This is a genomic window from Rhodococcus sp. PAE-6 (genome assembly GCF_025290685.1).
Taxonomy (GTDB): domain Bacteria; phylum Actinomycetota; class Actinomycetes; order Mycobacteriales; family Mycobacteriaceae; genus Rhodococcus; species Rhodococcus pyridinivorans.
In genome coordinates this window covers 439747-466683 of record NZ_JAOCLZ010000001.1, presented here as the reverse complement: position 1 = coordinate 466683, position 26937 = coordinate 439747, and the positions used below count along the sequence as shown (strand labels likewise).

Annotated in this window: 24 protein-coding genes and 1 pseudogene; 19 read left to right on the top strand and 6 right to left on the bottom strand. The window is 69.1% G+C overall.

What is annotated here, in order from left to right; translation table 11 throughout:
* Positions 1-20: 20 nt before the first annotated feature.
* The 17 genes and pseudogenes from rpe (at position 21) to NVV99_RS02020 (ending at position 18097) form a co-directional block, all read left to right on the top strand.
* Entirely contained in the window at positions 21-704 is a 684-nt protein-coding gene (rpe, locus tag NVV99_RS02100; RefSeq protein WP_006551466.1) for a ribulose-phosphate 3-epimerase, read from the top strand.
* The gene (gene ribD, locus NVV99_RS02095) at positions 701-1720 is read left to right on the top strand and encodes a bifunctional diaminohydroxyphosphoribosylaminopyrimidine deaminase/5-amino-6-(5-phosphoribosylamino)uracil reductase RibD (protein WP_024100796.1); all 1020 of its coding nucleotides are present in this window, start codon (positions 701-703) and stop codon (positions 1718-1720) included. The genes rpe and ribD overlap by 4 nt, the downstream gene beginning before the upstream one ends.
* Before the next feature lie 91 nt (positions 1721-1811).
* Positions 1812-2417 carry a riboflavin synthase gene (locus NVV99_RS02090; RefSeq protein ID WP_024100797.1) on the top strand — a complete coding sequence of 202 codons (606 nt, stop codon included), beginning with the start codon at positions 1812-1814 and terminating at the stop codon, positions 2415-2417.
* A 74-nt stretch (positions 2418-2491) separates the two neighbouring features.
* Complete coding sequence (locus NVV99_RS02085; protein ID WP_006551469.1) at positions 2492-3742, top strand: bifunctional 3,4-dihydroxy-2-butanone-4-phosphate synthase/GTP cyclohydrolase II; 1251 nt, start codon at positions 2492-2494, stop codon at positions 3740-3742.
* Positions 3742-4224: a 6,7-dimethyl-8-ribityllumazine synthase gene (gene ribH, locus NVV99_RS02080; RefSeq protein ID WP_006551470.1), complete on the top strand. Its 483-nt coding sequence runs from the start codon at positions 3742-3744 to the stop codon at positions 4222-4224. The genes NVV99_RS02085 and ribH overlap by 1 nt, the downstream gene beginning before the upstream one ends.
* Positions 4221-4802 carry a PH domain-containing protein gene (locus NVV99_RS02075; RefSeq protein WP_313906240.1) on the top strand — a complete coding sequence of 194 codons (582 nt, stop codon included), beginning with the start codon at positions 4221-4223 and terminating at the stop codon, positions 4800-4802. The genes ribH and NVV99_RS02075 overlap by 4 nt, the downstream gene beginning before the upstream one ends.
* A gap of 9 nt (positions 4803-4811) precedes the next feature.
* Positions 4812-6842 (top strand): annotated as a pseudogene (gene uvrC, locus NVV99_RS02070) (excinuclease ABC subunit UvrC); the annotation flags it as partial.
* A 230-nt stretch (positions 6843-7072) separates the two neighbouring features.
* Positions 7073-7987 carry an RNase adapter RapZ gene (gene rapZ, locus NVV99_RS02065; RefSeq protein WP_006551473.1) on the top strand — a complete coding sequence of 305 codons (915 nt, stop codon included), beginning with the start codon at positions 7073-7075 and terminating at the stop codon, positions 7985-7987.
* 65 nt (positions 7988-8052) lie between these two features.
* Positions 8053-9051, top strand: a complete 999-nt coding sequence (gene yvcK / locus NVV99_RS02060; RefSeq protein WP_197481841.1) for a uridine diphosphate-N-acetylglucosamine-binding protein YvcK — start codon at positions 8053-8055, stop codon at positions 9049-9051.
* A complete protein-coding gene (gene whiA, locus NVV99_RS02055; RefSeq protein ID WP_006551475.1) occupies positions 9042-10025 on the top strand; it encodes a DNA-binding protein WhiA in 984 nt (327 codons plus the stop codon). The genes yvcK and whiA overlap by 10 nt, the downstream gene beginning before the upstream one ends.
* A 123-nt stretch (positions 10026-10148) precedes the next feature.
* Positions 10149-11165, top strand: coding sequence for a type I glyceraldehyde-3-phosphate dehydrogenase (gene gap / locus NVV99_RS02050; RefSeq protein ID WP_024100801.1), 1017 nt, complete (start codon positions 10149-10151; stop codon positions 11163-11165).
* Positions 11166-11191: 26 nt separating this feature from the next.
* Positions 11192-12403, top strand: a complete 1212-nt coding sequence (gene pgk, locus NVV99_RS02045; protein WP_006551477.1) for a phosphoglycerate kinase — start codon at positions 11192-11194, stop codon at positions 12401-12403.
* 5 nt (positions 12404-12408) lie between these two features.
* Positions 12409-13194: a triose-phosphate isomerase gene (tpiA, locus tag NVV99_RS02040; RefSeq protein ID WP_024100802.1), complete on the top strand. Its 786-nt coding sequence runs from the start codon at positions 12409-12411 to the stop codon at positions 13192-13194.
* A gap of 161 nt (positions 13195-13355) precedes the next feature.
* Positions 13356-13589: a preprotein translocase subunit SecG gene (gene secG / locus NVV99_RS02035; protein WP_006551479.1), complete on the top strand. Its 234-nt coding sequence runs from the start codon at positions 13356-13358 to the stop codon at positions 13587-13589.
* A gap of 64 nt (positions 13590-13653) precedes the next feature.
* Complete coding sequence (gene ppc, locus NVV99_RS02030) at positions 13654-16416, top strand: phosphoenolpyruvate carboxylase (protein WP_019289285.1); 2763 nt, start codon at positions 13654-13656, stop codon at positions 16414-16416.
* Positions 16417-16504: 88 nt separating this feature from the next.
* Positions 16505-16843 carry a YciI family protein gene (locus NVV99_RS02025; RefSeq protein ID WP_019289286.1) on the top strand — a complete coding sequence of 113 codons (339 nt, stop codon included), beginning with the start codon at positions 16505-16507 and terminating at the stop codon, positions 16841-16843.
* Between the two features lie 3 nt (positions 16844-16846).
* A complete protein-coding gene (locus NVV99_RS02020) occupies positions 16847-18097 on the top strand; it encodes an RNA polymerase sigma factor (RefSeq protein WP_024100803.1) in 1251 nt (416 codons plus the stop codon).
* 89 nt (positions 18098-18186) lie between these two features.
* Here the strand turns inward: NVV99_RS02020 and NVV99_RS27240 are convergent, their stop codons facing one another.
* Entirely contained in the window at positions 18187-18336 is a 150-nt protein-coding gene (locus tag NVV99_RS27240; RefSeq protein WP_080678450.1) for a DUF2235 domain-containing protein, read from the bottom strand.
* A gap of 52 nt (positions 18337-18388) precedes the next feature.
* A complete protein-coding gene (locus NVV99_RS02015; protein WP_019289288.1) occupies positions 18389-18877 on the bottom strand; it encodes an SRPBCC domain-containing protein in 489 nt (162 codons plus the stop codon).
* Positions 18878-19766: 889 nt separating this feature from the next.
* Here NVV99_RS02015 and NVV99_RS02010 point away from each other — a divergent pair.
* Positions 19767-20447 (top strand): twin-arginine translocation signal domain-containing protein, encoded by a 681-nt coding sequence (locus tag NVV99_RS02010; protein WP_242411715.1) that lies wholly within the window; start codon positions 19767-19769, stop codon positions 20445-20447.
* Positions 20448-22217: a GMC family oxidoreductase N-terminal domain-containing protein gene (locus tag NVV99_RS02005; RefSeq protein WP_024100806.1), complete on the top strand. Its 1770-nt coding sequence runs from the start codon at positions 20448-20450 to the stop codon at positions 22215-22217.
* A 370-nt stretch (positions 22218-22587) separates the two neighbouring features.
* Here the strand turns inward: NVV99_RS02005 and pgl are convergent, their stop codons facing one another.
* Genes pgl through tal form a run of 4 tightly spaced genes read right to left on the bottom strand, consistent with a single transcriptional unit; the run spans position 22588 to position 26936 of the window.
* Positions 22588-23349, bottom strand: a complete 762-nt coding sequence (gene pgl, locus NVV99_RS02000; protein WP_019289290.1) for a 6-phosphogluconolactonase — start codon at positions 23347-23349, stop codon at positions 22588-22590.
* Positions 23342-24250: a glucose-6-phosphate dehydrogenase assembly protein OpcA gene (gene opcA, locus NVV99_RS01995; RefSeq protein WP_024100808.1), complete on the bottom strand. Its 909-nt coding sequence runs from the start codon at positions 24248-24250 to the stop codon at positions 23342-23344. Before opcA ends, pgl begins: the two co-directional genes overlap by 8 nt.
* Positions 24247-25788, bottom strand: a complete 1542-nt coding sequence (gene zwf / locus NVV99_RS01990) for a glucose-6-phosphate dehydrogenase (RefSeq protein ID WP_006551489.1) — start codon at positions 25786-25788, stop codon at positions 24247-24249. Before zwf ends, opcA begins: the two co-directional genes overlap by 4 nt.
* A 2-nt stretch (positions 25789-25790) precedes the next feature.
* Positions 25791-26936 (bottom strand): transaldolase, encoded by a 1146-nt coding sequence (tal, locus tag NVV99_RS01985; RefSeq protein ID WP_006551490.1) that lies wholly within the window; start codon positions 26934-26936, stop codon positions 25791-25793.
* Position 26937: the final 1 nt, after the last annotated feature.

Here is a 26937-nt window from a genome sequence, read left to right as displayed (position 1 = left end):
GCCGACTAGACTCGTCGGTTGTGGCCCACCCGATGATCGCTCCGTCCATCCTGTCCGCGGATTTCGCTCGTCTCGCCGACGAGGCGCAGGCCGTCGCCGGTGCCGACTGGCTCCACGTCGACGTCATGGACGCCCATTTCGTTCCGAACCTGACGCTCGGTCTCCCGGTCGTCGAGTCGCTGCTGAAGGCGACCGACATCCCGCTCGACTGTCACCTGATGATCGAGAACCCCGGTCGATGGGCTCCGCCCTACGCCGAAGCCGGTGCCCACAACGTCACCTTCCACGCGGAGGCGACCGACGACCCGGTCGCCGTGGCCCGCGACATCCGCGCGGCCGGCGGCAAGGCCGGGCTGTCCGTCAAGCCCGGCACCCCCATCGAGCCCTATCTCGGGATCCTGAAGGAGTTCGACACGCTGCTCGTGATGAGTGTCGAGCCGGGCTTCGGTGGTCAGTCCTTCATCCCGGACGTCCTCGACAAGGCCCGTCAGGTGCGTCGCCTGGTCGACTCGGGTGAACTGCGTCTGCTCGTCGAGATCGACGGTGGCATCAACACCGACACCATCGAGGCCGCCGCGGAAGCCGGTGTGGACTGCTTCGTCGCCGGGTCTGCCGTCTACGGCGCCGCCGATCCCGGTGAGGCGGTCCGCAAACTGCGGGCGCAGGCCGGGGCTGCGTCCCCGCACCTGACGCTCGCGCCGTGACCGCACCCGAGATCGCCGAAGCCCTCCAGTTCGCGCTCGACGCCTCGGAGGCCGTGCGGGGCACGACCAGCCCCAACCCGCCTGTCGGAGCGGTGATCCTCGACGCGGACGGCGCGGTGGCAGGTGTCGGGGCCACCGCACCACCCGGCGGTCCACACGCGGAGGTCCGGGCACTCGAGGCCGCGGGCGAACGCGCGCGCGGCGGAACCGCCGTCGTCACCCTCGAACCGTGCAACCACACCGGCCGCACCGGCCCGTGCGCGCAGGCCCTCATCGAGGCGGGGATCGCGACGGTGTACTACTCCGTCGCCGATCCGAATCCCGTCGCCGGGGGCGGCGCCGACACCCTCCGCGCCGCGGGCATCACGGTGCATCCGGGTCTCGGTGCCGAGACCGTCGCCCGCGGCCCGCTGCGGGCATGGCTGCACCGGCAACACACCGGCCGGCCGCACGTGACGTGGAAGTACGCCGCGTCGATGGACGGTCGCAGCGCGGCCGCCGACGGCACGAGCAAGTGGATCTCCGGTCCCGAGTCGCGTGCGCGCGTGCACGACCAGCGCAGCCGGCTCGACGCCATCATCGTCGGAACCGGCACCGTCCTCACCGACGACCCGTGGTTGACCGCCCGTCTGCCCGACGGCGAACTCGCGCCGCACCAGCCGCTGAGGGTCGTTATCGGTATGCGTGAGATCCCCACCTCCGCAAGAGTTCTCGATGACGCGGCGCCGACGCTGGTGTTGCGCACCCACGACATCGGGGAGGTGCTCGACGCGCTCGGCGACCGACCCGACGTACTGCTCGAAGGCGGCCCTCGGCTCGCGGGCGCCTTCCTCGCAGCGGGCTGCGTCGACCGCATCCAGGCATACCTGGCGCCCGTCGTGCTCGGAGCCGGCGAGGCCGCCGTCGAGGACGCCGGGGTGGGCACGATCTCCGACGCGCTACGGTTCCGCCGGGAACGGGTCGAGACCGTCGGCTCGGACATTCTGTTGACACTCGTCCCGGACCGGGACAACTGACACTCGTCCCGGACCGGGACAACCGACACTCGTCCCGGACCGGGACAACCGAATCGGACCCGGTCGCGGATCGGGAGCTAAGGAGCGGAACATGTTCACCGGCATAGTCGAGGAACTCGGTGAGATCGTCGCGAAGGAGGACCTCGCCGACTCGGCACGCTTCACCGTGCGCGGACCGCTGGTCACCTCCGACGCCGAGCACGGCGATTCGATCGCGGTCAACGGGGTGTGCCTGACGGTCGTCGACGTCCTCGACGGCGGGTCCTTCACCGCCGATGTAATGCAGGAGACGCTGAACCGGTCGTCGCTCGGACAGCTCACGCTCGGCAGCTCCGTCAACCTCGAACGCGCCGCCGCGCTGAACAGTCGCCTCGGCGGCCACCTCGTGCAGGGCCACGTCGACGCCACCGGAGCCGTCGTCTCCCGCACACCCTCGGAGAACTGGACTGTGGTGCGCATCTCGCTCCCGGCCGAAATCTCCCGCTACGTCGTCGAAAAGGGATCGATCACCGTCGACGGTGTCTCGTTGACGGTCTCGGGTCTCGGAGGGGAACGCGGACAGGAGTGGTTCGAGATCTCGCTCATTCCGACCACCCTGTCGCTGACGACGCTCGGCACCGCCGAGCCGGGCACCCTCGTCAACCTCGAGGTCGACGTGATCGCCAAGTACGTGGAGCGCCTGCAGAACGCGCGCTGACGCGTCGTACTGTGGAGATCGACAGTGGACGCGGAGCACGAGTCGTCCGGATACGAGAGTTGGAGTCCAGGGAAGTGACGAGGTTCGACACCATCGAGCGCGCGGTCGCCGACATCGCCGCCGGTAAGGCGGTCGTCGTGGTCGACGACGAAGACCGTGAAAACGAGGGCGACCTCATCTTCGCCGCGGAGAAGGCAACGCCGGAACTCGTGGCGTTCATGGTCCGCTACACGTCCGGGTACCTGTGCGTGCCCCTGGACGGCGAGGACTGCGACCGTCTCGGTCTGCCTCCTATGTACAGCGTCAACCAGGACAAGCACGGCACCGCCTACACGGTCACCGTCGACGCGAGGGAAGGCATCGGCACAGGTATCTCCGCGTCCGACCGCGCCGCCACCATGCGGCTGCTCGCCGACCCGAACTCCACCGCCCAGGACTTCACGCGTCCCGGTCACGTGGTGCCGCTGCGCGCCAAGGAGGGCGGCGTCCTGCGCCGGCCCGGGCACACCGAGGCCGCCGTCGACCTCGCGCGCATGGCCGACCTGCGACCGGCCGGCGTCATCTGCGAGATCGTCTCGCAGAAGGACGAAGGCGAGATGGCGCGCACCGACGAACTGCGGGTCTTCGCCGACGAACACGAACTCGCCCTGATCTCGATCGCGGATCTCATCGCGTGGCGCCGCAAGCACGAGAAGCACGTCGTGCGCGTCGCCGAGGCCCGCATCCCCACCCGGCACGGCGACTTCACGGCCGTCGGCTACCAGAGCATCTACGACGACGTCGAACACGTCGCGCTCGTCCGCGGCGACATCGCCGGCCCGGACGGCGACGGCTCCGACGTGCTCGTGCGTGTGCACTCCGAATGCCTGACCGGCGACGTCTTCGGGTCGCTGCGCTGCGACTGCGGTCCGCAGCTCGACGCCGCCCTCGAGATGGTGGCCGAGGAAGGCCGCGGCGTCGTGCTCTACATGCGTGGCCACGAGGGACGCGGCATCGGCCTGATGCACAAGCTGCAGGCTTACCAGCTGCAGGACTCCGGCTCCGATACCGTCGACGCCAACCTGCAACTCGGCCTGCCCGCCGACGCCCGCGACTACGGCATCGGCGCTCAGATCCTCGTCGACCTCGGTATCTCGTCGATGCGGCTGCTGACCAACAACCCGGCCAAGCGCGTCGGTCTCGACGGCTACGGCCTGCAGATCACCGAACGTGTCCCGATGCCGTTGCGCGCGAACCGCGAGAACATCTCGTACCTGCGCACGAAGCGCGATCGCATGGGCCACGACCTGATCGGTCTCGACGAGTTCGACGAGGGAGACGCCTGATGAGCGGCGAAGGCCTGCCCGACCTGCAGCTCGCCGACGCCGCAGGGCTGAGCCTTGCGATCGTCGCCGGCAGCTGGCACACCGAGATCTCCGACGCCCTCATCGCCGGCGCACAGCGTGTCGCCGAGCAGGCGGGTGTCACCGACGTCACCCTCGAGCGGGTCGCCGGAGCGATCGAGCTTCCCGTCGTCGCGCAGCAGCTCGCCCGCACCCACGACGCGGTCGTCGCGCTCGGCGTGGTGATCCGCGGCGGCACACCGCACTTCGAGTACGTGTGCGACGCCGTGACCTACGGCCTCACCCGGATCGCGCTCGACGAGGGCACCCCCGTGGGCAACGGTGTTCTCACCACCGACACCGAACAGCAGGCCCGCGACCGCGCCGGTCTGCCCGGCTCCGCGGAAGACAAGGGCGGCCAGGCCTGCGCAGCCGCGCTCGACACCGCCGTGACCCTGCGGCGGCTGCGGAAGGCGGCGCGTTGACCCGCGACGAGACCGGCTGGGATCTCGAGGTACGCCCGGAGAAGATGCGGCGCTGGGTCGTCGTGGCGGCAGTCGTCGTCATGGCCATCCACATCTTCGCGGCGCTCGTGCTCCGCGGGGGCGGCGACACCGGCGTGAACCTGCGGGTCGTCGACCAGATCGCGATCCTCGCCATCGGTGTCGTGCTCACCGGAGGCGTCCTGCTGTTCACCCGCCCACGGCTGCGGGCGGGTGCCGACGGCGTCTCCGTCCGCAACGTGGTCGCCGAACGACACATCCCGTGGACCGACGTGCGCGGGCTGTTCTTCGACCAGGGCGCCCCCTGGGCCCGCCTCGAACTGCCGTTCGACGAGTACGTGCCCGTCGTCGCCATCCAGGCGCGCGACGGGGAACGCGCCGTGGACGCGCTCGAGCGTTTCCGCGAACTGGAGTCCCGCTACACCGGCGGAGCCGTCAGCGACAACGACGACGGCGGAGCCGTCAGCGACAACAACGACGGCGGAGCCGTCAGCGACAACAACGACGGCGGAGCCGTCAGCGACAACAACGACGGCGGAGCCGTCAGGGGCGACGACTAGCCTGGACCTGTGCCCGACCCCTCGACATATCGCCCAGCCCCCGGTTCCATTCCCACGGAGCCGGGGGTCTACAAGTTCCGCGACCCGCACGGCCGGGTCGTCTACGTCGGCAAGGCGAAGAATCTCCGGTCCCGCCTGAACTCGTACTTCGCCGACATCGCCTCGCTGCATCCGCGCACCCGTCAGATGGTGACCACGGCGGGCCGGGTCGAGTGGACGGTGGTGCGCACCGAGGTCGAGGCACTCCAACTCGAGTACAACTGGATCAAGGAGTTCGATCCGCGGTTCAACGTCCGCTACCGCGACGACAAGACGTACCCGATGCTCGCGGTCACGTTGAACGAGGAATACCCCCGTCTGTTCGTCTACCGGGGGCCGCGCCGCAAGGGCGTGCGCTATTTCGGTCCCTACTCGCATGCCTGGGCGATCCGCGAGACCCTCGACCTGTTGCTGCGGGTGTTCCCGTCGCGCACGTGCTCGGCCGGGGTCTTCAAGCGGCACGCGCAGATCGGCCGCCCGTGCCTGCTCGGCTACATCGACAAATGCTCCGCGCCGTGTGTCGGACGCGTCTCCGCCGACGAACACCGCCGCATCGTCGAGGACTTCTGCGACTTCCTCGCCGGTCGCACCGACAAACTCGTCCGCGATGTCGAGAAGCGGATGCAGGCCGCCGCGGAGGAACTCGACTTCGAGACCGCAGCCCGCCTGCGCGACGATCTCGGGGCACTGCGCAAGGCACTCGAGAAGCAGGCCGTCGTGCTCGGCGACGGTACCGACGCCGACCTCGTGGCGTTCGCCGGCGACGACCTCGAGGTGGCCGTCCAGGTCTTTCATGTGCGCGGCGGTCGCGTGCGGGGTCAACGCGGCTGGGTCGTCGAGAAGTCCGGCGACGTGCTCGACCGTCCCGAGGACCGCGACATCGAAGGCGTCGAGGCCGCCGAGGGGACCGACGACGCCGAAGAACTCTCGCTGCTCGTCGAACAGTTCCTCACCCAGTTCTACGGCGAGGAGGCCGCGCTCGGCACCGACGACGCGGACGCCACCAGTGCCGTGCCGCGCGAGGTGCTCGTCCCCGCCCTGCCGCCCGACCCGGATGAGATGAGCCGCTGGCTCGGGCGTCTGCGCGGCGGTCCCGTGCGTCTGCGCATCCCGCAGCGCGGCGACAAGAAGGCACTGGCCGACACGGTCGAACGCAACGCCAAGGAAGCACTTGCCCAGCACAAGCTGCGGCGCGCGGGCGACTTCAATGCCCGATCGGCGGCGTTGCAGGGTATCCAGGACGCCCTCGACCTCGACTCGGCGCCGCTGCGTATCGAGTGTGTCGACATCAGCCACGTGCAGGGCACCGACGTCGTCGCATCGCTGGTCGTCTTCGAGGACGGACTGCCCCGCAAGTCCGACTACCGGCACTACGCCATCAAGCACGCCGCGGGCGACGGGCACTCCGACGACGTCGCCTCGATCGCCGAGGTCACCCGCCGGCGTTTCCTCCGCCACAACCGCGACCTCGCCCGACAGGCCGATTCGGACGGATCCGTTCCGGAGGGTGGCGACGGCGGGGACCTCGCGCCCGAAGCAGCACTGGACCCGGCGACGGGCCGTCCGCGCAGGTTCGCCTACCCGCCGAACCTGTTCGTCGTCGACGGTGGTGCGCCGCAGGTCGCGGCCGCGGCCGAGGTCCTCGACGAACTCGGTATCACGGATGTCGCGGTCGTCGGGCTCGCGAAGCGTCTCGAGGAGGTGTGGGTGCCGGGGGAGGAGGACCCGGTGATCCTTCCGCGCACCAGCGAGTCGCTGTACCTGCTGCAGCGTATCCGCGACGAGGCACACCGTTTCGCGATCACCTACCACCGCAGCAAGCGGTCCAAGCGCATGACCGCCTCCGCTCTCGACGGGGTTCGTGGTCTCGGCGACACCCGACGCAAGGCGCTCGTCACCCACTTCGGGTCGGTCGCGCGGCTACGCGAGGCGAGCGTCGAGGAGATCACCGCGGTGCCCGGGATCGGGCAGGCCACGGCGAAAGCCGTCCTCGAGGCGCTGCGGGGCGACGTACCGGCTCCGGCCGAGTCGCCGCAGGACACCGATGCCCCGACTGTCGCGGATGCGAGCGATCCGGCTGCGGCACCTGCGGGTGACCCGACGGCCGCGGATGCGGGCGACCCGACGGCCGCGGATGCGGGCGACACGCCGGTAGGCGATGATGGCTCCGTCGGCGTGTCGGGAGTACGAGCGGAGTCGGAACAGTGACCGAAGTGGGTCGGATCCCGGGGATGGCGGACGGTTCGGAACAGGGTGTCGACGGTGAACGGCCGGCGCAGGCCGAGGTCATCGTCGTCACCGGACTGTCCGGAGCCGGACTGAGTACTGCGGCGACCGCCCTCGAGGATCTCGGGTGGTACGTCGCGGAGAACCTCCCGCCCCAGTTGGTGCTGTCGATGATCGATCTCGCGGTGCAGGCCGAACCTCCGCTGCAACGTCTCGCCGTGGTGATGGACGTGCGCAGCCGGTTGTTCACCGGCGACCTCGAACGCGTCGTCACCGATCTGGCGGCCCGCCCGGTCAACACCCGGGTGCTGTTCCTCGAAGCGGCCGACTCGGTGCTCGTCCGGCGGTTCGAGCAGGTACGCCGCAGTCATCCGCTGCAGTCCGACACGGCCGATCGCACGCTCACCGACGGCATCGCCGTCGAACGCGAGCAGCTCGCTCCCGTGAAGGCCGCGGCCGACCTCGTCATCGACACGTCCGCGCTGTCCGGGCCCGATCTGCGTCGCAAGATCGAGGCGGCCTTCGGCGACGCCACATCCGACACCATCCGGGTGACCGTGGAGTCGTTCGGCTTCAAGTACGGCCTGCCCATGGACTCCGACGTCGTGTGCGACGTGCGGTTCCTGCCGAACCCCCACTGGATCGCCGAATTGCGGCCGCACACCGGGCAGGACGCGGCGGTGCGCGACTATGTACTCTCCCGCGACGGTGCCGAGGACTATCTCGCCACCTATCACCGGCTGCTCGATCTGACGACCGCCGGTTACCGTCGGGAGGGGAAGCGCTACATGACGATTGCAGTGGGCTGCACCGGAGGGAAACACCGGAGCGTGGCGATGGCCGAGGCCCTCGCTGCACGCCTCGAGCAGGCACCGGATCTGACGGTGAACGTGGTGCACCGGGATCTGGGGCGCGAGTGAACGCCGCCGAGACTCCCGACTCCGACAGCACGCCGTACTCCGAGAGCGCTCCGAGCTCCGGGGCGGTGCCCGGCCCCGCGATCACTGCTCTCGGTGGCGGACACGGCCTGTACGCGACGCTCAGTGCCGTCCGGCGCCTCACCGACCGGGTCACCGCCGTGGTGACCGTCGCCGATGACGGAGGGTCCTCGGGACGGCTGCGCGCCGAACTCGGCGTCGTCCCACCCGGCGACCTGCGCATGGCGCTCGCAGCGCTCGCCGGCCGCGACGACGAGGTCCGGGTGTGGACCGAGACCGTCCAACACCGCTTCGGGGGCACGGGCGCCCTCGCCGGGCACTCGGTCGGCAACTTGATCCTCGCCGGGCTCGCCGAGGTCGCGGGCGACACCGTCACCGCCCTCGACATGCTCGCCCGCGTCCTCGACGTGCGCGGCCGTGTGCTGCCCATGTCGCCGATCCCGCTCGACATCGAGGCCGACGTGTCGGGACTCGAATCCGACCCGCGGGTGAGCCGCTGCATCCGGGGGCAGGTCGCGGTGGCGACCACCCCGGGCAAGGTGCGCCGGGTCCGGCTGATTCCCGCCGATCCGCCGGCCTGCCCGCCCGCGCTCGACGCGGTGTGCGAGGCCGATCTCGTGGTGCTCGGCCCGGGATCCTGGTTCTCGAGCGTCATCCCGCACGTGCTCGTCCCGGACCTGCACGAGGCGCTGGTCCACACGACGGCGCTCAAGGTCCTCGTGCTCAACCTCGCGGCGGAACCGGGGGAGACCGCAGGCTTCTCCGCGGAACGCCACCTGCACGTTCTCGCCCAGCACGCCCCCGATTTCCGTGTCGACCACGTCGTCGTGGATGCTGCCTCGGTACCGGAAGGACGCGAGCGCGAGCACCTGAGCCGGTCCGCGGCCCGATTCGGAGCGGACGTCTCGTTCGTCGACGTCGCCGAGACCGGTACGCATCGACACGACCCCGCCAAGTTGGCGGGGGCACTGGAAACATGTCTGTCCTCGCGCGGTGGAGTCCGTGCCACGCGCGGGGGTGGGAGGGAGAGCGTCTCGTGGCAATGACAGCGGAGGTCAAGGACGAGCTGAGCAGGTTGTCGGTCACCAGGATCAGCAACCGCAAGGCCGAGGTGTCCGCCCTCCTGCGCTTCGCCGGGGGATTGCACATCGTCGCCGGGCGAGTGGTCGTCGAGGCCGAGGTCGACCTCGGATCGATCGCACGTCGCCTCCGCCGCGAGATCTTCGAGCTCTACAGCTATCCCGCGGAGATTCAGGTGCTCGGCGCGGGTGGTCTGCGCAAGAGCTCCCGGTACATCGTCCGTGTCGGGAAGGACGGTGAGGCGCTGGCCCGCCGCACCGGTCTGCTCGACGGTCGCGGACGACCGGTGCGCGGACTGCCGGCACAGGTGGTCGGCGGCAGCGTCTCCGACTCCGCCGCGGCGTGGCGCGGGGCGTTTCTCGCCCACGGCTCGCTCACCGAACCGGGCCGTTCCTCGGCGCTCGAGGTGAGCTGCCCCGGCCCGGAGGCCGCCCTCGCGCTCGTCGGCGCCGCCCGCCGGCTCGGCGTCACTGCCAAGGCGCGTGAGGTGCGCGGCGCCGACCGGGTGGTGATCCGCGACGGCGAGGCCATCGGCGCGCTGCTCACCCACATGGGCGCGCAGGACACCCGGCTGGTCTGGGAGGAGCGCCGCATGCGCCGGGAGGTGCGGGCGACCGCGAACCGCCTCGCCAACTTCGACGACGCCAATCTGCGCCGGTCCGCACGCGCCGCCGTGGCGGCCGCCGCGCGGGTCGAGCGGGCGCTGGCGATCCTCGGCGCCGACGTGCCCGACCACCTCGCTGCCGCCGGCGCGCTGCGCGTGCAGCACCGTCAGGCGTCCCTCGAGGAGCTCGGCCAGCTCGCCGATCCGCCGATGACCAAGGACGCCGTCGCGGGACGGATCCGCCGCCTGCTGTCGATGGCGGATCGTCGCGCGAAGGAACTCGGGATCCCCGATACGGAGTCGGCCGTCACCGCTGAGTTGCTGGACGAGGCATAGCGGGGCAGGCTTGCAAGGGAGTTCGCGCCACGACCGGGCGGCTCCCCACAGTACGACCGAACCCCACTAGGGTGAAGGTCACACAAGTACGACCATCGGAATACTGGGCAAAGGAGCTTCATTGTGACTGTCCGCGTAGGCGTGAACGGATTCGGACGCATCGGGCGCAACTTCTTCCGGGCGGTCGAGGCACAGAAGGCACTCGGCACCACCGACATCGAGATCGTTGCCGTCAACGACCTCACCGACAACGACACCCTCGCGACGCTCCTGAAGTACGACTCGATCCTGGGGCGCCTCGACAAGGACGTGCATGTCGAGGGCGACGACATCGTCGTCGGCGATCGGAAGATCAAGGCCCTCTCGATCAAGGAGGGCCCCTCCGCTCTTCCGTGGGGCGACCTCCGTGTCGACGTCGTCGTCGAGTCCACCGGCATCTTCACCAACGCCGCCAAGGCGAAGGGGCACATCGACGCCGGCGCCAAGAAGGTCATCATCTCGGCGCCTGCCACCGACGAGGACATCACCATCGTCATGGGCGTCAACCACGACAAGTACGACGGCACGCAGAACATCATCTCCAACGCCTCGTGCACCACGAACTGCCTCGGCCCCCTCGCCAAGGTGCTGAACGACGAGTTCGGCATCGAGAAGGGCCTGATGACCACGATCCACGCGTACACCCAGGACCAGAACCTGCAGGATGGACCGCACAAGGATCTGCGTCGCGCCCGCGCTGCCGCCCTGAACATCGTCCCCACCGGCACAGGCGCCGCCAAGGCCATCGGCCTCGTGCTCCCCGAGCTGCTCGGCAAGCTCGACGGCTACGCGCTGCGCGTCCCGGTCCCGACCGGCTCGGTCACCGACCTCACCGCGACCCTCACCAAGAAGGCCACCGCCGATGAGGTCAACGCCGCACTGAAGGCTGCCGCGGAGGGTCCGCTGAAGGGCATCCTGAAGTACAACACCGATCCGATCGTGTCCTCGGACATCGTCACCGACCCGCACTCGTCGATCTTCGACGCGCCTCTGACCAAGGTCATCGACGAGCAGGTCAAGGTCGTCTCGTGGTACGACAACGAGTGGGGCTACTCGAATCGTCTTGCCGACCTCGTCGGTCTCGTCGGCAAGTCTCTTTGAAACTCGTAGAACAGGACATTTGAACAGTGGCAGTTCAGACCCTCGAGGATCTGCTCGACGCAGGTGTGGAGGGTCGGGGCGTACTCGTGCGCTCCGACCTCAACGTCCCGCTCGACGGCGACACGATCACCGACGCCGGCCGCATCCTCGCGTCCGCGCCCACCATCCGCACGCTCGCGGAGGCCGGGGCCAAGGTCGTCGTGACCGCGCACCTCGGCCGCCCCAAGGGCGAGCCGGATCCGAAGTACTCGCTCGCGCCCGTCGCAGCGAAACTCGGTGAGGTGCTCGACCGCAACGTCCAGCTCGCCTCCGACGTCGTCGGCCAGGATGCGCTGGCGCGTTCCGAAGGGCTGACCGACGGCGACATCCTCCTGCTCGAGAACGTCCGCTTCGACGCTCGCGAGACCAGCAAGGACGATGCCGAGCGGCTCGCCTTCGCCCGTGAGCTCGTCGAGCTCGTCGGCGACGACGGCGCATTCGTCTCCGACGGCTTCGGTGTCGTGCACCGCAAGCAGGCGTCGGTCTACGACGTCGCGACGCTGCTCCCGCACTACGCGGGTGGTCTCGTCGCGGCCGAGGTCGACGTGCTCGCCAAGCTCACCACCGACACCGAGCGTCCGTACGCCGTGGTGCTCGGCGGCTCGAAGGTCTCCGACAAGCTCGGGGTCATCGAGGCGCTCGCACCCAAGGTCGACACGCTCGTAATCGGTGGCGGCATGTGCTTCACCTTCCTTGCGGCACAGGGCTACTCGGTCGGCACGTCGCTGCTCGAGGAGTCGATGATCGACACCTGCAAGCAACTGCTCGAACGCTTCGGCGACGTCATCCACATCCCTCAGGACGTGGTGGTGGCCGACAAGTTCGCGGCCGACGCACAGTCGCAGACCGTCGCGGCCGACTCCATCCCCGACGGATGGATGGGCCTCGACATCGGACCGGAGTCCGTGCGGCGCTTCGCCTCGCTCCTCGGCTCGGCGAAGACGGTGTTCTGGAACGGCCCGATGGGCGTGTTCGAGTTCGAGAACTTCGCGGCGGGCACGAAGGGTGTAGCGGAAGCGATCATCGAGGCCACCGGCAAGGGCGCGTTCAGCGTCGTCGGTGGCGGCGACTCCGCTGCGGCCGTGCGGTCGCTCGGACTCGGTGAGGACCGCTTCTCCCACATCTCCACCGGTGGTGGCGCCTCCCTCGAGTACCTCGAGGGCAAGGAACTGCCCGGCATCGCAGTTCTGGAGGGCTGACGGTCATGGCACGGACACCGCTCATCGCGGGCAACTGGAAGATGAACCTCAACCACCTCGAGGCCATCGCCCTGGTGCAGAAGATCGCGTTCACCCTTCCCGAGAAGTACCTCGAGAAGGTCGACGTGACGGTCATCCCGCCGTTCACCGGCATCCGCTCGGTGCAGACCCTCGTCGAGGGCGACAAGCTCGGCATCACCTACGGAGCCCAGGACATCTCGGTCCACGACTCCGGCGCCTACACCGGCGAGATCTCCGGCGCGATGCTCGCGAAGCTCGGCTGCACCTACGTGATCGTCGGGCACTCCGAGCGTCGCACCCTGCACGGTGAGACCGACGAGATCGTCCGCGACAAGACCAAAGCCGCGCTGCGGCACGGTCTCACTCCGATCGTGTGCGTCGGCGAAGGACTCGACGTCCGCGAAGCCGGCAACCACGTCGAGTACAACGTCGAGCAGTTGAAGAACTCGCTCGCCGGCCTGTCCGCCGACGAGATCGCAAAGATCGTCGTCGCGTACGAGCCGGTCTGGGCCATCGGCACGGGCAAGGTCGCTTCGGCGGCCGACGCGCAGGAGGTGTGCGCCGCGGTGCGCAGCACCCTCGCCGAACTGGCCTCGCCCGAGGTCGCGGCATCGGTCCGAGTCCTGTACGGCGGGTCGGTCAACGCCAAGAACGTCGGTGAGCTCATCGCTCAGACCGACGTCGACGGCGGTCTCGTGGGAGGCGCCTCCCTCGAGGCCGACGAATTCGCTCAGCTGTCGGCGATCGCCGCAGGCGGTCCGCTCCTCTAGAGCGACCGGCATCGGGCGGGGTGCAGGATCTCGACGAGATGCTGCATCCCGCCCGCATTTCGCCCACCCGGCGTCCCCGGCACACCCGCAGCGTCCCCACAGGACGAGCGGGTAAGCTGACGCCGACGTCGCCCACCATCCGAAGGACATCGAACACCGACATGGAACTGTTCCTGGACATCCTCCTGATCGTCACGAGCCTGTTGCTCATCCTGCTGGTGCTGCTGCACCGCGGTAAGGGCGGTGGTCTGTCCAGCCTGTTCGGTGGCGGAGTCCAGTCCAATCTCTCGGGCTCGACGGTGGCGGAGAAGAACCTCGACCGTCTCACCGTCTTCACCGGCATCATCTGGGTGATCTCGATCCTCGGCATCGGACTGCAGATCAAGTTCAGCTGATCCCCGCACGTGCACGGACGCTGCCGCGGTCGCGCCCCGGCCGCCGGGCACAGATACTGGCCGTATGACGGACACTGTGCCTGCCTCTGCTACCGAACCCCTCCGCGAGGACATCCGCCTGCTCGGCGGCATCCTCGGCAACGTCATCCGTGAGCAGGCAGGACCCGAGACCTTCGACCTGGTCGAATCGGCCCGGGTGGAGAGTTTCCGGATCCGGCGCTCCGAGATCGACCGCACCGAACTCGCCGAACGCTTCGCCGGCGTCGCCACCGACGACCTGATTCCTGTCGCCCGGGCGTTCAGCCATTTCGGTCTGCTCGCCAATCTCGCCGAGGATCTGCACCGCGAACGACGTCGAGCCCTGCACGTGCGCGCAGGCGACCCACCGCAGGACAGCAGCCTCGCCGCCACCTACGCCAAGCTCGACGCCGCCGGTCCGGGTCTCGATGCCGACACCGTGACCGACGCGCTCGCGTCGGCTCTCGTCGCCCCCGTCATCACCGCTCATCCCACCGAGACCCGCCGACGCACCGTCTTCGACGTCCAGACCGCCGTCACCGAACTCATGCGGCGCCGGGAGAGGACCGACGAACCCGCCGCGCTCGAGGAAATCGACCGCGCCCTGTACCGGCACATCCTGACCCTCTGGGACACCGCGCTCATCCGGCTCGCGCGCCTGAGGATCATCGACGAGGTCGACAACGGTCTGCGCTACTACGACCTCGCACTGTTCGACGTCGTTCCCGCCCTCAACGCCGAAGTACGACGCGAACTCCGGCGACGCTGGCCCGACGCGGCGGTGCTCACCGAACCGCTGGTCCGGCCGGGAACCTGGATCGGCGGCGACCGCGACGGCAACCCCAACGTCGACGGCGAGGTCGTCACCACGGCCGCGAATCGCGCCTGTGAGACCGCGCTGCGACATCACCTCACCGAACTCGCCGCGCTCGAACGCGAACTGTCGATGTCCGAACGCACCGCGACCATCAGCAGCGCCCTGAAGAAGCTCGCCGACGACTCGGGCGACGACAATCCCGCCCACAGCGACGAGCCGTACCGACGCGCCGTACACGGTATCCGCGCTCGCCTCACCGCCACCGCGGACAGGCTGCTGCCCGGCGTGGATCTGCCCCACACGGTGCGTATCCCGTGCGAGCCCTATGCCACCCCGGCCCGCCTGCACACCGACCTGAACATCGTCGACGCCTCGCTGCGCGCCGGCGGAGCGACCGTGATTGCCGACGATCGACTCGCGCACCTGCGCAGCGCCGTCGAGGTCTTCGGCTTCCACCTCGCGCCACTCGACCTGCGTCAGAATTCCGAGGTCCACGAGAACGTCGTCGCCGAACTGCTCTCCTGGGCGGGAGTGACCGACCGCTACCGCGACCTGCCGGAGGACGACAAGGTCGCGCTGCTCACCGCGGAGTTGCGGATCCGCCGCCCGCTCACCACCCCCGACGCCCACCTGTCGGACGAGACAGCCAAGGAACTGGGCATCCTGCGTGCTGCCGCCGACGTGGTCCGTCGCATCGGACCGGCCGCCATCGAGCACTACATCATCAGCATGTGCACCTCGGTGTCCGATCTGCTCGAGGTCGAGGTCCTGCTCAAGGAGGTCGGGCTGCTCGACCTCGACCGCGGCTATCCGCGCAGCACGGTGCAGGTCATCCCGCTGTTCGAGACGATCGACGACCTGCGCGGCGGTGCCGCCACGCTGACCGCCGCCCTCGCCGTGCCCGAGTTCCGCAGCCTCGTCGACGGACACGACGGACTGCAGGAGATCATGCTCGGCTACTCCGATTCCAACAAGGATGGCGGTTATCTCACCGCCAACTGGGCGCTCTACCGCGCGGAACTCGATCTCGTCGAGGCGGCGCGCACCGCCGGGATCCGGCTGCGCCTGTTCCACGGTCGCGGCGGCACCGTCGGTCGCGGTGGCGGACCGAGTTACGACGCCATCCTGGCCCAGCCTCCCGGCGCGGTCCAGGGCTCGTTGCGTCTGACCGAGCAGGGCGAGGTCATCGCCGCGAAGTACCGCGAACCGGTGCTCGCCCGCCGCAACCTCGAGGCGCTCGTCTCGGCGACCCTCGAGTCGAGCTTGCTCGATGTCGAAGGCCTCGGGAAGGACGCGCCGGAGGCCTACCGCATCCTCGACGAACTTGCCGACCTCGCTCGCGCCGCGTACAGCCGACTCGTGCACGAGACACCGGGATTCGTCGAGTACTTCACCACCGCGACGCCGGTCTCGGAGATCGGTGCCCTCAACATCGGCAGCCGTCCCGCCTCCCGTAAGCAGACGAAGGCGATCAGCGACCTGCGGGCCATCCCGTGGGTGCTCTCGTGGACCCAGAGCCGCGTGATGCTCCCCGGCTGGTACGGCACGGGAACGGCTGTGCAGGACTGGGTGGCCGGTGATCCGGACCGGTTGGCGACCCTGCAGGATCTCTACCGTCGCTGGCCGTTCTTCCGTTCGGTGCTGTCGAACATGGCGCAGGTGCTCGCCAAGTCCGATCTCGGCCTGGCCGCCCGGTACTCCGAACTCGTCGAGGACACCGAACTGCGCGAGCGGGTGTTCGGCAGCATCGTCGACGAGCACGCCCGTACAGTCGACGCCTACCGGCAGATCACGGGCTACGACTCGCTCGTCGCGGATAATCCGGCGCTCGAGCGGTCGCTGCACAACCGGTTCCCGTATCTCGAACCGCTCAACCACCTGCAGGTCGAGTTGCTGCGCCGGTTCCGTGCCGGTGAGGACACCGACCGTGTCCGGCGCGGTATCCAGATCACGATGAACGGTCTCGCCACGGCGTTGCGCAACAGCGGTTAGAAAAAATTTCTCGTCGGGCGTCGATCCGGCAGGTGTCCGTTCGTCGTGATGGTGTAGGACGAACACCACACAGACGGGAGCGACCGCCATGAAGTACATGCTGTTGATCTACGCATCCACGACCGACGAGGCCACCTGTACCGTCGAGGACTGGCAGGACTACGAGAAGGCGATGCGCGACGCGGGTGTCCTCGTGTCCGGGCACGCCCTGCAGGATCTCGTCACCGCGACGACCGTGCAGGTCGACGCGGACGGACGACGCACGGTGACCGACGGACCGTTCGGCGAGAGCCGCGAGGTGCTCGGCGGATACGACGTCATCGACGTCGGCAGCCTCGACGAGGCACTCGACTGGGCGGCACGCTGTCCCGGATCGCGGGACGGCGGCACGGTCGTCGTGCGGCCGATCGCCGACTTCGGGGACTGAGCGATGGGGGAGCCGGCCTCGGCCGTCGAGTCGGTGTTCCGCGAGGAACACGGCCGGCTCCTCGCCGCGCTCGTCCATCGCTTCGGCGACCTCGACCTCGCCGAGGAGGTCGCATCGGAGGCACTCGAGGCGGCGCTCGTGCACTGGCCGGTCGACGGTGTGCCCGAGCGTCCGGGCGCTTGGCTGCTCACCACGGCCAGGCGCCGAGCGCTGGATCGGGTGCGCCGCGACCGCGTGTATGCGACGCGACTGGCGGAACTCGCCGTCGACACCGAACGTCGCGCGTCGTACGAACCGCCCGATGCCGGAGAACTGACGGACGACCGCCTCGAACTGTTCTTCACGTGCGCCCACCCCGCCCTCGCGGCGGACGACCGCGTCGCGCTGATCCTGCGCTGCCTCGGTGGTCTCACGACGAACGAGGTCGCGCGGGCCTTCCTCGTCCCGTCGCCGACGATGGCCCAGCGGATCGTGCGGGCCAAGAAGAAGATCCGCGGTGCCCGCATCCCGTTCCGGGTACCCGGACCGGACGAGCTGCCGGAGCGCCTGCCGGTGGTGCTCGCGGCGCTGTACTCGATCTTCACCGAGGGCTATGCCGCGAGCAGCGGTGAACATCTGCAACGCCTCGCCCTCGCAGAGGAGGCGGTCCGCCTCACCCGCATCCTGCACCGTCTGATGCCGACGGAACGGGAGGTGAGCGGGTTGCTCGCGCTGATGCTGCTCGTCCATGCCCGCCGGGACGCACGCACCGCCCCGACCGGCGCCGTCATGCTGCTCGACGTGCAGGACCGCACCCGATGGGACCGCGCGATGATCGAGGAGGGCAGCGCATTGGTGGTCGCCGCACTCACCGGACGACCACCCGGCCCGTACGGGGTGCAGGCCGCGATAGCCGCGTTGCACGACGAGGCGAGCGACGTCGACAGCACCGACTGGCCGCAAATCGTCGCCCTCTACGACGTACTGACCGCCCTGAGCCCGTCACCGATCGTCGCACTGAACCGCGCCGTGGCGGTCGCGATGCGCGACGGGCCCGCGGCCGGACTCGAACTCCTCGACGGACTCGCCGACGAGCCGAGTATCCGCGACTACGGACCGTACGTGGTGGCACGAGCCGAGTTGCTGGCTCGGGTCGGCCGGAAAGGTGAAGCGGCCGAAGCGTATCGGCGGGCGCTCGAGCTCGCCGGTACCGAACCCGAGCGGCGCCACCTCAGGGCGAGGTCGGCGGAGCTGTCGCGTTCACGGGAGTTGTGACCGACCCCGGTGCGCCGAGACCTCCGATGGCGATCGTGCCCCGCCGAGGATCTCACGAGTTCCTCGCCCGATGAGCCACCAGATGCGGCTCATCCGGGTCGGCGTCGCCGTCGCGCTCGTCTGTTCCGGCAGTCCTCGAATCCACCGCCGACGTCGGAGTGGACGCCCGTGAACCAGACCTCCTCGATCCGGTCGTTGGCGACCTCGTCCACCTTGTACGGCCTGCGGTACTCGTCGATGGAGATTTCCGGTGGTGCTCGTCGGGCGGATCACTGCAGCGAAAGGCGCCGGTCAGCGGTATTCGTCGACCAGGTCGAGGTAGTCGTCCCACAACGGCGGGCGGGTGCCGGCCAGTGCTGCGTCGAGGCGGTCGAGGTAGTACTGCCACCCCGGCCCGATCTCTCCGGCCTCCGAGCGCGGGACGTGCCGGTGTGTGAACTCGAGGGTGGTGACCTTCCCGACCTGACGCAGCACCACCTCGAGCTGCCACCCGTCCACGTCGACGGCGAATCCCTCGGGGGGAGAACACCGGAGGATGTCGACGTAGGTGGTGGCCGAATCGTGGTCGTCCGTCATGGTCAGGAGTACACGGCCCGTAGCGGGGTCGCCGATGTACGTGCCGTACCAACGGCCCAGCTTCTCCGAATCGGTGAGTGCCGCCCAGACCTCACCGATCGGGAGCAGGAAGTTGCGGTGGTATATCAACCGCACCAGCGACGAGTCGCTCGGGCAATCGCGCTCCGGGCTCACTTCGCCTGTGATCGTCCTCGGCGTGCTCATCACGGCTCCTCTCGATGGGCGCTCGCCTTATCGAAATTGTCCTGCATCCGGCTGCCGGTGCGGTCCGTTTCACCGCGATGGGTCCTCCCGCTGTGTAGTGCGCTGCTCGAATCCGTTCACAGGATCGTCCCGATCCGGCACGGCGGGGTGAACCGTCGGTACAGGGACGAGATCCTCGAACTCGGATGGCGGCAGTCGTGGAGGTCGTTGTCCGGCACTTCGGTCCTCACGGATACCGGTTCACCGACGACGGGAGCCTCTGCGATCCTCACCAGCCCAGTGGCGAATGCCGCCACCGGCACCGCCACGCTGGTCACGAGCATGCACCACAACGTGACAGTGTGCAGACGGCGGCGGGAACGAGCCTCGGTGCCGCCGAGATGTGTCTCCGCTGTGGCGCGGAGGGGGACGACATATCCGTGGCGGATCAGCCCCTCCCAGGGCCACTGCCGCTGCGGGTCGGTCGGTACGCGACGTTCGAGCGGTGCGCACACGAGCGTCCGGCCGTTCCGTGTCGGTGATGTGCAATCGCGAAGGCGTCGCATTGCGCAGTCCGGCAGGTGCCGTGTCCGAGGCCGGCGCAAGAACGTCGGCGCGACGCTCGTCGCCGGGACGATCAGCAGGAGCATCGTCCCGGTCTCGGAGTGCCTCCAGGACGGACGCGAACCGGTTGCTCTCCCTCTTCTGCAACATGATTCCCACACCGTCGCACCGATCGGCCGTGTTCGAATCCTGCACGCCCCGGGCGCGGACGGCACGGGTAGCGCGCTACCCGATTTCCGTGGATCGCTCCACCGGTCCGTGCGACCCGCCGGACGATCCGGACGACATTCCGCAATCGTTCCACGACATCTCGTACGCTGCACCACGGCAACGACGAGGGGGCGACGTGGACGACCCGCAGCACGGGTACTGGAACAGGCGGCGTTTTCTCGCCGGGACGGCCGCGGCGATGGCGGCGTTGATCGGCACCGCAGGGGTGCTCGCGAGCGAAGCCGACGCGAGTCCGCTGAACGAGACGCCGCCCGTACGCGACACGATCAACGGGGTGCTCGCGTTCGTCGCACCCGGCAACGACCCGTACTCGCACCAACAGGGCGTGTGGACCGACCGGCCCGGCGGCGTCACCGCCGGCACTGCGGAATCCCTCGAGCGAACCCTGGACCAGGCCTCGCCGATGCCGCTGCTCGGACCCGAGGCGGGCAACCTGCCCGGCGCCGCGGCGATCGCGGTGCTGCTCAACACTTTCGGTGTCACCGCCGACCCGCGTTCGGTGAGTGGTCCGTTCGCAGCGCCGTTCGCGAACCTGAGTCATGCCGCGAAGGCGCAGGTCTTCGAATGGCTCGACACCGACCCGCGTTTCGAAGGTCTGGTGCTGAAATTCGTGGTCAACGCGATTCCCACGCTGGCGGCCTTCGCGGCGTTCTCGGAGGTCTCCGCGTACAACCGTACTCGGCGCGAGCTCACGGGGCGGCCGGTCGGCTGGGAGTTGAGCCGCTATGCAGGGCCGAGTGACGGGTGGGACGAGTTCCTGGGCTACTACGGCGAAATCGACGAGGTGGAGGGATAGATGACCGACGTCATCGTCATCGGCGCCGGGGGTGGCGGACCCGTCGTGGCCAAGGAACTCGCGGCGCGCGGGCTCGACGTGCTCGTTCTCGAAGCAGGTCCCCGCTTTGCCGACCCGGAGAACGAGTGGACCCATTTCGAGGACGACCTCAACAATCCGATCACCGGGCTGTTCCGCCACGGACCGGGAGACCGCTCGGGCACGCCGTGGCTCCGAGATCTGCCTCAGAATTCGTTCGTGTGGCAGGTATCCGGCGTCGGTGGCACCACGCTCCACTTCTTCGGCAACTCGCCGCGGGCGGCACCCGGCGTATTCTCCGGATACGACGGCGCCGACCGCGACATGTACGACACGGCGCACCTGTTCCCCTTCGGATACGACGAACTGCGTCCCTACTACGAGTGGGTGGAGGCCACGCTGCCGGTGCAGACTGCCCCGATGGGCGCCAAGGAGCAGTTGTTCCTGCGGGGAGCAGCGGCCATGGGTCTGCCACACCAGACCTCGCTCGATACCACCGTGGCCGCCCACCGCGCACAGCAGAACGCGATCCTCCAACCCGGTGGTACCGCCGGCCGCACCCGCGACCGTGCGCGTCTGCACCATCCCGAAGCGCGGGGCTGCACGATGTGCGGGCACTGCTATCAGGGCTGTTATCTGCCGCTGGGGGCGCCGCGGAATCTCAAGGCCAGACGCTCCACCGACAATTCGTACGTCCCGATGATGCTCACCGCGGACGCGTGGTCCCCCCAGGGGCGTGCCGTCACCCTGATCGCCGATGCAGTGGTCTTCGAGATCCTCGTCGAGGAGGTGAACGGGGAGACCGTGGCGCGCGGAGTGCGGTTCACGACGGGAGAGGACGAGCACGAAGCTACTGCCCCGGTGGTGGTGCTGGCGGCCGGGTGCATCGAGAGCCCACGATTGTGGCTGAACTCGGCGCTGCCGAATCCGAACGGCTGGGTCGGCCGCGGCCTCACCGACCACCACATGGACGCGGTCTTCGGCGTCTTCGACGAGTACACCGGGCAGACGCGCGGCCCGGGTTCCAACGCGCGCGTCGATCTGCCCGGCTACGGCGGGATCGAGCAGGTCGGCCTGCCCCCGGCATTGATCGCGTACGCGCTGAACTTCAGCGACTCCGGCATCCACGGGTACGGACGTGCCGGAGGCGTCGTCGATTCCGCGGGGGCCGACAGCGTGGGGAGGCTCGTCGGACGCGACCTGCTCGATACGATGGCCGACGCCGACCGGGTCCTCGCGGCGCTCGTCATCTCGGACGACGACGTCGAACCGGACAACCGCGTGACGCTTTCGCCGATCCTGTACCCGGACGAAGCAGGTCTGGCGCCGCGGGTGACCGTGCAGCATCGTCGGCGCTCGGCGCGTACCCGCCGCAATCGTGACCACGCGACCCGCAAGGCCGTCGAGTTGATGAGAGCGGCGGGCGCGAAGAGGGTGCATCGCTGCGACTGGCCACCGCTGATCCTGCACTCGCAGTCGAGCATGCGGATGGGAGTGAGCGACCGGGATTCGGTGCTCGACGCCGACGCGGAGGCCCGGTGGGTGAAGAGACTGTTCGTCGCCGACAACTCGGCGCTCGCCAACAGTCTCGGAGGTCCGAACCCGACGTTGACGACGCAGGCGATCGCCACCCGCACGGCCGAGAAGATCTTCGCGAAGTACTTCGACGGTGACTCCTGGGTGGCACGGGAGAACCCGGTGTCGTCGATCGACGACCGCGTCACCGCCGCGGTGATCGAACGGGGTATCTGACCGCTCGATCCCGGATCGGACCGGCCGATTTCGTCCCGAGTGGAACCGTCGGGCGTCCCGGCGCGTCGAACGAGACAGAGGGCCGTGACGACAACGGTCCACGACGGGAGGAGCTCACCGGCATGGACCCACGAACGGTGCGATGTGTCCCGGGCCGATCACCGTTGCGCGCACTGCGCTCGACGGCAGGTCCGCGATCGATGAATCGGATGCGGTGTGTGCGAACCGGTGTCGACGACGGCGACACCGCCGGTACTTCGGAGGGGCGCCGTGTGGAGACGGACGACGCCGACGATCCCGACTTCGACGGCGCGGGCGCATGACGGCCGGATCGCCGATCACGGCGTCGGACTCCCGACGCTCCGCCCGGTCACTGCGCCGGGAGTTGCTCTGCGGCAGCCGGATCGAGGAACCACACGGTGCGTTCGGTGCCGTGGGCGCCCGCGGACGGGAAGTCCTCCGGTGCGGCACCGCCCACGGCCGCCGCGACGGCCTCCGCCTTGGCGGCACCGGTGACCAGCAACCAGACCTGCCGCGCCCGCTGCACGGCGGGCAGCGTCAGCGTCACCCGGGCCGGCGGCGGCTTCGGGGAGTCGTCGACACCCACCACGAAACGCTCCGACTCGCGCACCGCGTCGGTGTGGGGGAACAGCGAATTGATGTGTCCCTCACCGCCCATGCCGAGCAGGTGCACGTCGAAGACCGGCACGGTGCCGTCGGGGGAGTGCGCCGCGAGGAGTTCGGCGTACCGCTGGGCCGAGTCCTCCGGTGTGCTGCACCCGTCCTCGCCGAGCGCCGGCATGGTGTGGATGCGTGCCGGGTCGATCGGCACGTGGTCGAGCAGAGCCCCACGGGCCTGCACCTCGTTGCGATCCGGATCGCCCGGCGGCAGGAAACGCTCGTCGCCGAAGTAGACGTTCACCGCCGACCAGTCGATGGCGCCCTGGTCGCGACGCACGTGCTCGAGCATCGCGATACCGGTACCGCCGCCGGTGAGCACGACGTGGGCCTGCACCCGCTCGCGCTGCGCGGCGACGACGGCATCGACGAAGGCGGACGCCGCGGCGCGGGCGACCTCGTCGGCGTCGGCGAAACGCCGGATCTCGGACGGAGTGCGGGCCGTGTCAGACATAATCCACCTTCGGCAGGGCCGACAACGCGGCTTCGTAGACTTCGTCGGGATCGAGGCGACGCAGTTCCTCGGCGAGACATTCGGCCGAGTTCCGGCGCGCCAGGCTGATCAGCGAATCGGGCTTGTGGGTGCGTTCGAGGGTCGCCACGCGACCTTCCTGCGGGCGTTCCAGGGCGATCGTCTGCGACGCCGTGCGCAGTTCCACCCTCAGCTCGCCGACGGATCGCTCGACGGGGCAGTCGAGACGGCTCGCGAGCCACCCCGCGATCAGATCGACGGCCGGTTCGGTCCGCAGCCCCGACACGCGTGCCGAGAGCACTGGCTCGTAGGGCGGCTGATCGAGTGCCGAGACCAGCAGCGCCCGCCAGTAGGTGATGCGGGCCCAGGCCAGATCCGTGTCGCCCGGCCGGTAACCGGACAGGCGGGTCGCGAGATCGGCACGCGGGTCGTCGGAGTTGGTCACGTCGGTGATGCGGCGGACGGCGAGACGACCCACCGGGTCCTCGGCCGGGACCGCGGGGGCCTGGTTGGGCCACCACGCGACGACGGGGGTGTCCGGAAGGAGGAAAGGCACCACGACCGATTCCTGATGTTCACCGAGTTCGCCGTGCAGGGCGAGGATCAATGCCTCGGAGGCACCCGCTTCACCGGCGACCCGGATCTCCGCGTCGAGCCGCGACGGACCGTCCTGTCGTCCGCGACCGACGACGATGACGCGGCAGGGATGTTCCTTCGACGCCTCGGTGGCGGCCGTGATCGCGGCGTCGAGGCCTCGCGCGTCGCCGGCGCACACGATAAACGTGAGAACACGGCCCTGCGTGACCATTCCACTCGACCGTCGCAGCTCCACCAGCTTGCGACTGATGGCATTCGCGGAGGTGTTGCGCAACTGGAGCCTCACGGACGCCTCCATTCCCGGCCGGTACGCCGCAGCATCTCGTCGGCCGATTGCGGACCCCAGGTGCCGGACTCGTAGGGTTCCGGTCGCCCGTTCGCCGCCCAGTGCTCGAGCACCGGATCGAGGATCTTCCAGGACAATTCGACTTCCTCGTCCACCGGGAACAGTGACGGGACGCCGAGGAGCACGTCGAGGATCAGGCGCTCGTAGGCCTCGGGGGAGGAGACCGTGAATGCCTGGCCGTAACTGAAGTCCATGTTCACGTCCCGGACCTCCATCTCGGAGCCGGGCACTTTCGACCCGAAGCGCATCGTGATGCCCTCGTCGGGCTGCACGCGGATCACCAACGCGTTCTGACCGAGCTCCTCGGTCATGGTCTTGTCGAACGGCAGGTGCGGGGCCCGCTTGAAGACCACCGCGATCTCGGTGACGCGGCGGCCGAGGCGCTTGCCGGTGCGCAGGTAGAAGGGCACACCCGCCCAGCGGCGGGTGTCGACCTCGAGGGTGATGGCCGCGTACGTCTCGGTGGTCGAATCCGCCGCGAAACCCTTCTCCTCGAGCAGTCCGACGACCTTCTCGCCGCCCTGCCAGCCGGATGCGTACTGGCCGCGCGCGGTGGTCTCGTCGAACGGCTCCGCCGGCCGGGTCGCCGACAGCACCTTGATCTTCTCCGCGTGCAGCTCCGACGCCGCGAAGCTCACCGGTTCCTCCATCGCGGTGAAGGCGAGCAGCTGCAGGAGATGGTTCTGGATGACGTCGCGGGCCGCGCCGATGCCGTCGTAGTAGCCGGCGCGACCACCGAGGCCGATGTCCTCGGCCATCGTGATCTGCACGTGGTCGACGTAGTGCGCGTTCCACACCGGCTCGAACATCTGGTTCGCGAAACGCAACGCGAGGATGTTCTGGACCGTCTCCTTGCCGAGATAGTGATCGATGCGGAAGACGGATTCCTCGGAGAACACCTCACCGACAACCGAATTGAGCTCGCGCGCACTCTCGAGGTCGTGCCCGAACGGCTTCTCGATCACGACGCGGCTCCACGAGCCGCCGCGTTCCGCGGCCAGACCCGAACGCGACAGCTGCCCGCACACCACGGGGAAGGCGTCCGGGGGAACCGACAGGTAGAACGCGTGGTTGCCACCCGTACCGCGTTCGCGGTCGAGCTTCTCGAGGGTCGTCGCGAGCTCCGCGAACGCCGCATCGTCGTCGAAGGTGCCCTGCACGAAGCGGATCCCCTCCGCGAGGCGCTGCCAGACCTCCTCGCGAAAGGGGGTACGCGAATGCTCACGCACCGCGTCGTGGACCACCTGACCGAAGTCCTCGTCGGCCCAATCCCTCCGGGCGAAACCGACGAGCGCGAATCCGGGCGGCAGGAGGCCGCGGTTGGCGAGATCGTAGACGGCGGGCATCAACTTGCGCCGGGCCAGATCGCCGGTCACGCCGAAGATCACCAGCGCGCACGGGCCGGCGATACGGGGCAGTCTGCGATCTCTGTTGTCCCGGAGCGGATTCACCCACTCCGCCGCACCGGATTCGGGCACGTTCAGCCCTCCGCGCCCGGCGCGTGAGCCGCGAGCTGTTCCGCCGTCGCCGCGAGCAGGTCCTTCCACGCCACGACGAACTTCTCCACACCCTCGTCCTCGAGCTTGCGGAAGACGTCGGGAAGATCCACACCGACCGATGCCAGCGCGTCGAAGACCTGCTGGGAGGAGGCGATGTTGCGGGTGACGGTGTCGCCCGTGACCTCCCCGTGGTCGGCGACGGCCTCGAGGGTCTTCTCCGGCATCGTGTTCACGGTGTTCGGCGCGACCAACTCGGTGACGTAGAGGGTGTCGGGGTAATCGGGGTTCTTCACACCCGTCGACGCCCACAACGCACGCTGGGGAACGGCACCCGCCTCGGCGAGCTGCTCGAACCGCGTCCCGCCCTCGAACGCGCGCTGGTACGCGCCGTACGCGAGCCGCGCGTTGGCGAGACCGGCCTTGCCACGCAGAGCCAGCGCCCGGTCGGTGCCGATCTCCTCGAGGCGCGGGTCGATCTCGGTGTCGACACGCGAGACGAAGAACGACGCGACCGAGCGGATCTTCGACAGGTCGTGACCGGATGCCTTCGCCGCGGTCAGGCCGTCGAGGTAGGCCTCGATGACCCGCTCGTAGCGCTCGACCGAGAAGATCAGCGTGACGTTGACGCTGACACCCTCACCGATCACCCGGGCGATGGCCGGCAGACCCGCCATCGTCGCCGGGATCTTGATGAACAGGTTCGGGCGGTCGACGATGCGCCACAGCTCGAGGGCCTGCTGGACGGTCTCGTCCGTCTTGTGCGCCAGACGCGGGTCGACCTCGATCGACACCCGTCCGTCGAGGCCGTCCGTGGCCTCGAACACCGGCGCGAGGACGTCGCAGGCCGCGCGCACGTCGTCGGTGGTGACGGTGCGGATCGCCTCGGTGGCGTCGGCACCGGCGGCGGCGAGATCGCGGATCTGCGCGTCGTAGGCATGGCCCTTCGACAGGGCGGCTTGGAAGATCGACGGATTGGTCGTCACACCCACGACACTGCGGGTCGCGACGAGCTCGGCGAGCTTGCCGGAGTCGATGAGGTCGCGGGACAGGTCGTCCAGCCACACCGAGACACCCTGGGCGGACAGTTCGGCCAGCGCAGCGTTCTGCGTGGAGGTCTGCTGGGTCATC

What these genes read in the sequence shown, in the direction of transcription:
- pgl (WP_019289290.1), bottom strand. Translation starts at nt 23,349, where the DNA reads ATGTCTGACACGGCCCGCACTCCGTCCGAGATCCGGCGTTTCGCCGAC.
- NVV99_RS02015 (WP_019289288.1), bottom strand. Translation starts at nt 18,877, where the DNA reads ATGAGCACGCCGAGGACGATCACAGGCGAAGTGAGCCCGGAGCGCGAT.
- rapZ (WP_006551473.1), top strand. Translation starts at nt 7,073, where the DNA reads ATGGCGGACGGTTCGGAACAGGGTGTCGACGGTGAACGGCCGGCGCAG.
- NVV99_RS02025 (WP_019289286.1), top strand. Translation starts at nt 16,505, where the DNA reads ATGAAGTACATGCTGTTGATCTACGCATCCACGACCGACGAGGCCACC.
- NVV99_RS02020 (WP_024100803.1), top strand. Translation starts at nt 16,847, where the DNA reads ATGGGGGAGCCGGCCTCGGCCGTCGAGTCGGTGTTCCGCGAGGAACAC.
- tal (WP_006551490.1), bottom strand. Translation starts at nt 26,936, where the DNA reads ATGACCCAGCAGACCTCCACGCAGAACGCTGCGCTGGCCGAACTGTCC.
- NVV99_RS02005 (WP_024100806.1), top strand. Translation starts at nt 20,448, where the DNA reads ATGACCGACGTCATCGTCATCGGCGCCGGGGGTGGCGGACCCGTCGTG.
- tpiA (WP_024100802.1), top strand. Translation starts at nt 12,409, where the DNA reads ATGGCACGGACACCGCTCATCGCGGGCAACTGGAAGATGAACCTCAAC.
- ribH (WP_006551470.1), top strand. Translation starts at nt 3,742, where the DNA reads ATGAGCGGCGAAGGCCTGCCCGACCTGCAGCTCGCCGACGCCGCAGGG.
- ppc (WP_019289285.1), top strand. Translation starts at nt 13,654, where the DNA reads ATGACGGACACTGTGCCTGCCTCTGCTACCGAACCCCTCCGCGAGGAC.
- secG (WP_006551479.1), top strand. Translation starts at nt 13,356, where the DNA reads ATGGAACTGTTCCTGGACATCCTCCTGATCGTCACGAGCCTGTTGCTC.
- NVV99_RS02090 (WP_024100797.1), top strand. Translation starts at nt 1,812, where the DNA reads ATGTTCACCGGCATAGTCGAGGAACTCGGTGAGATCGTCGCGAAGGAG.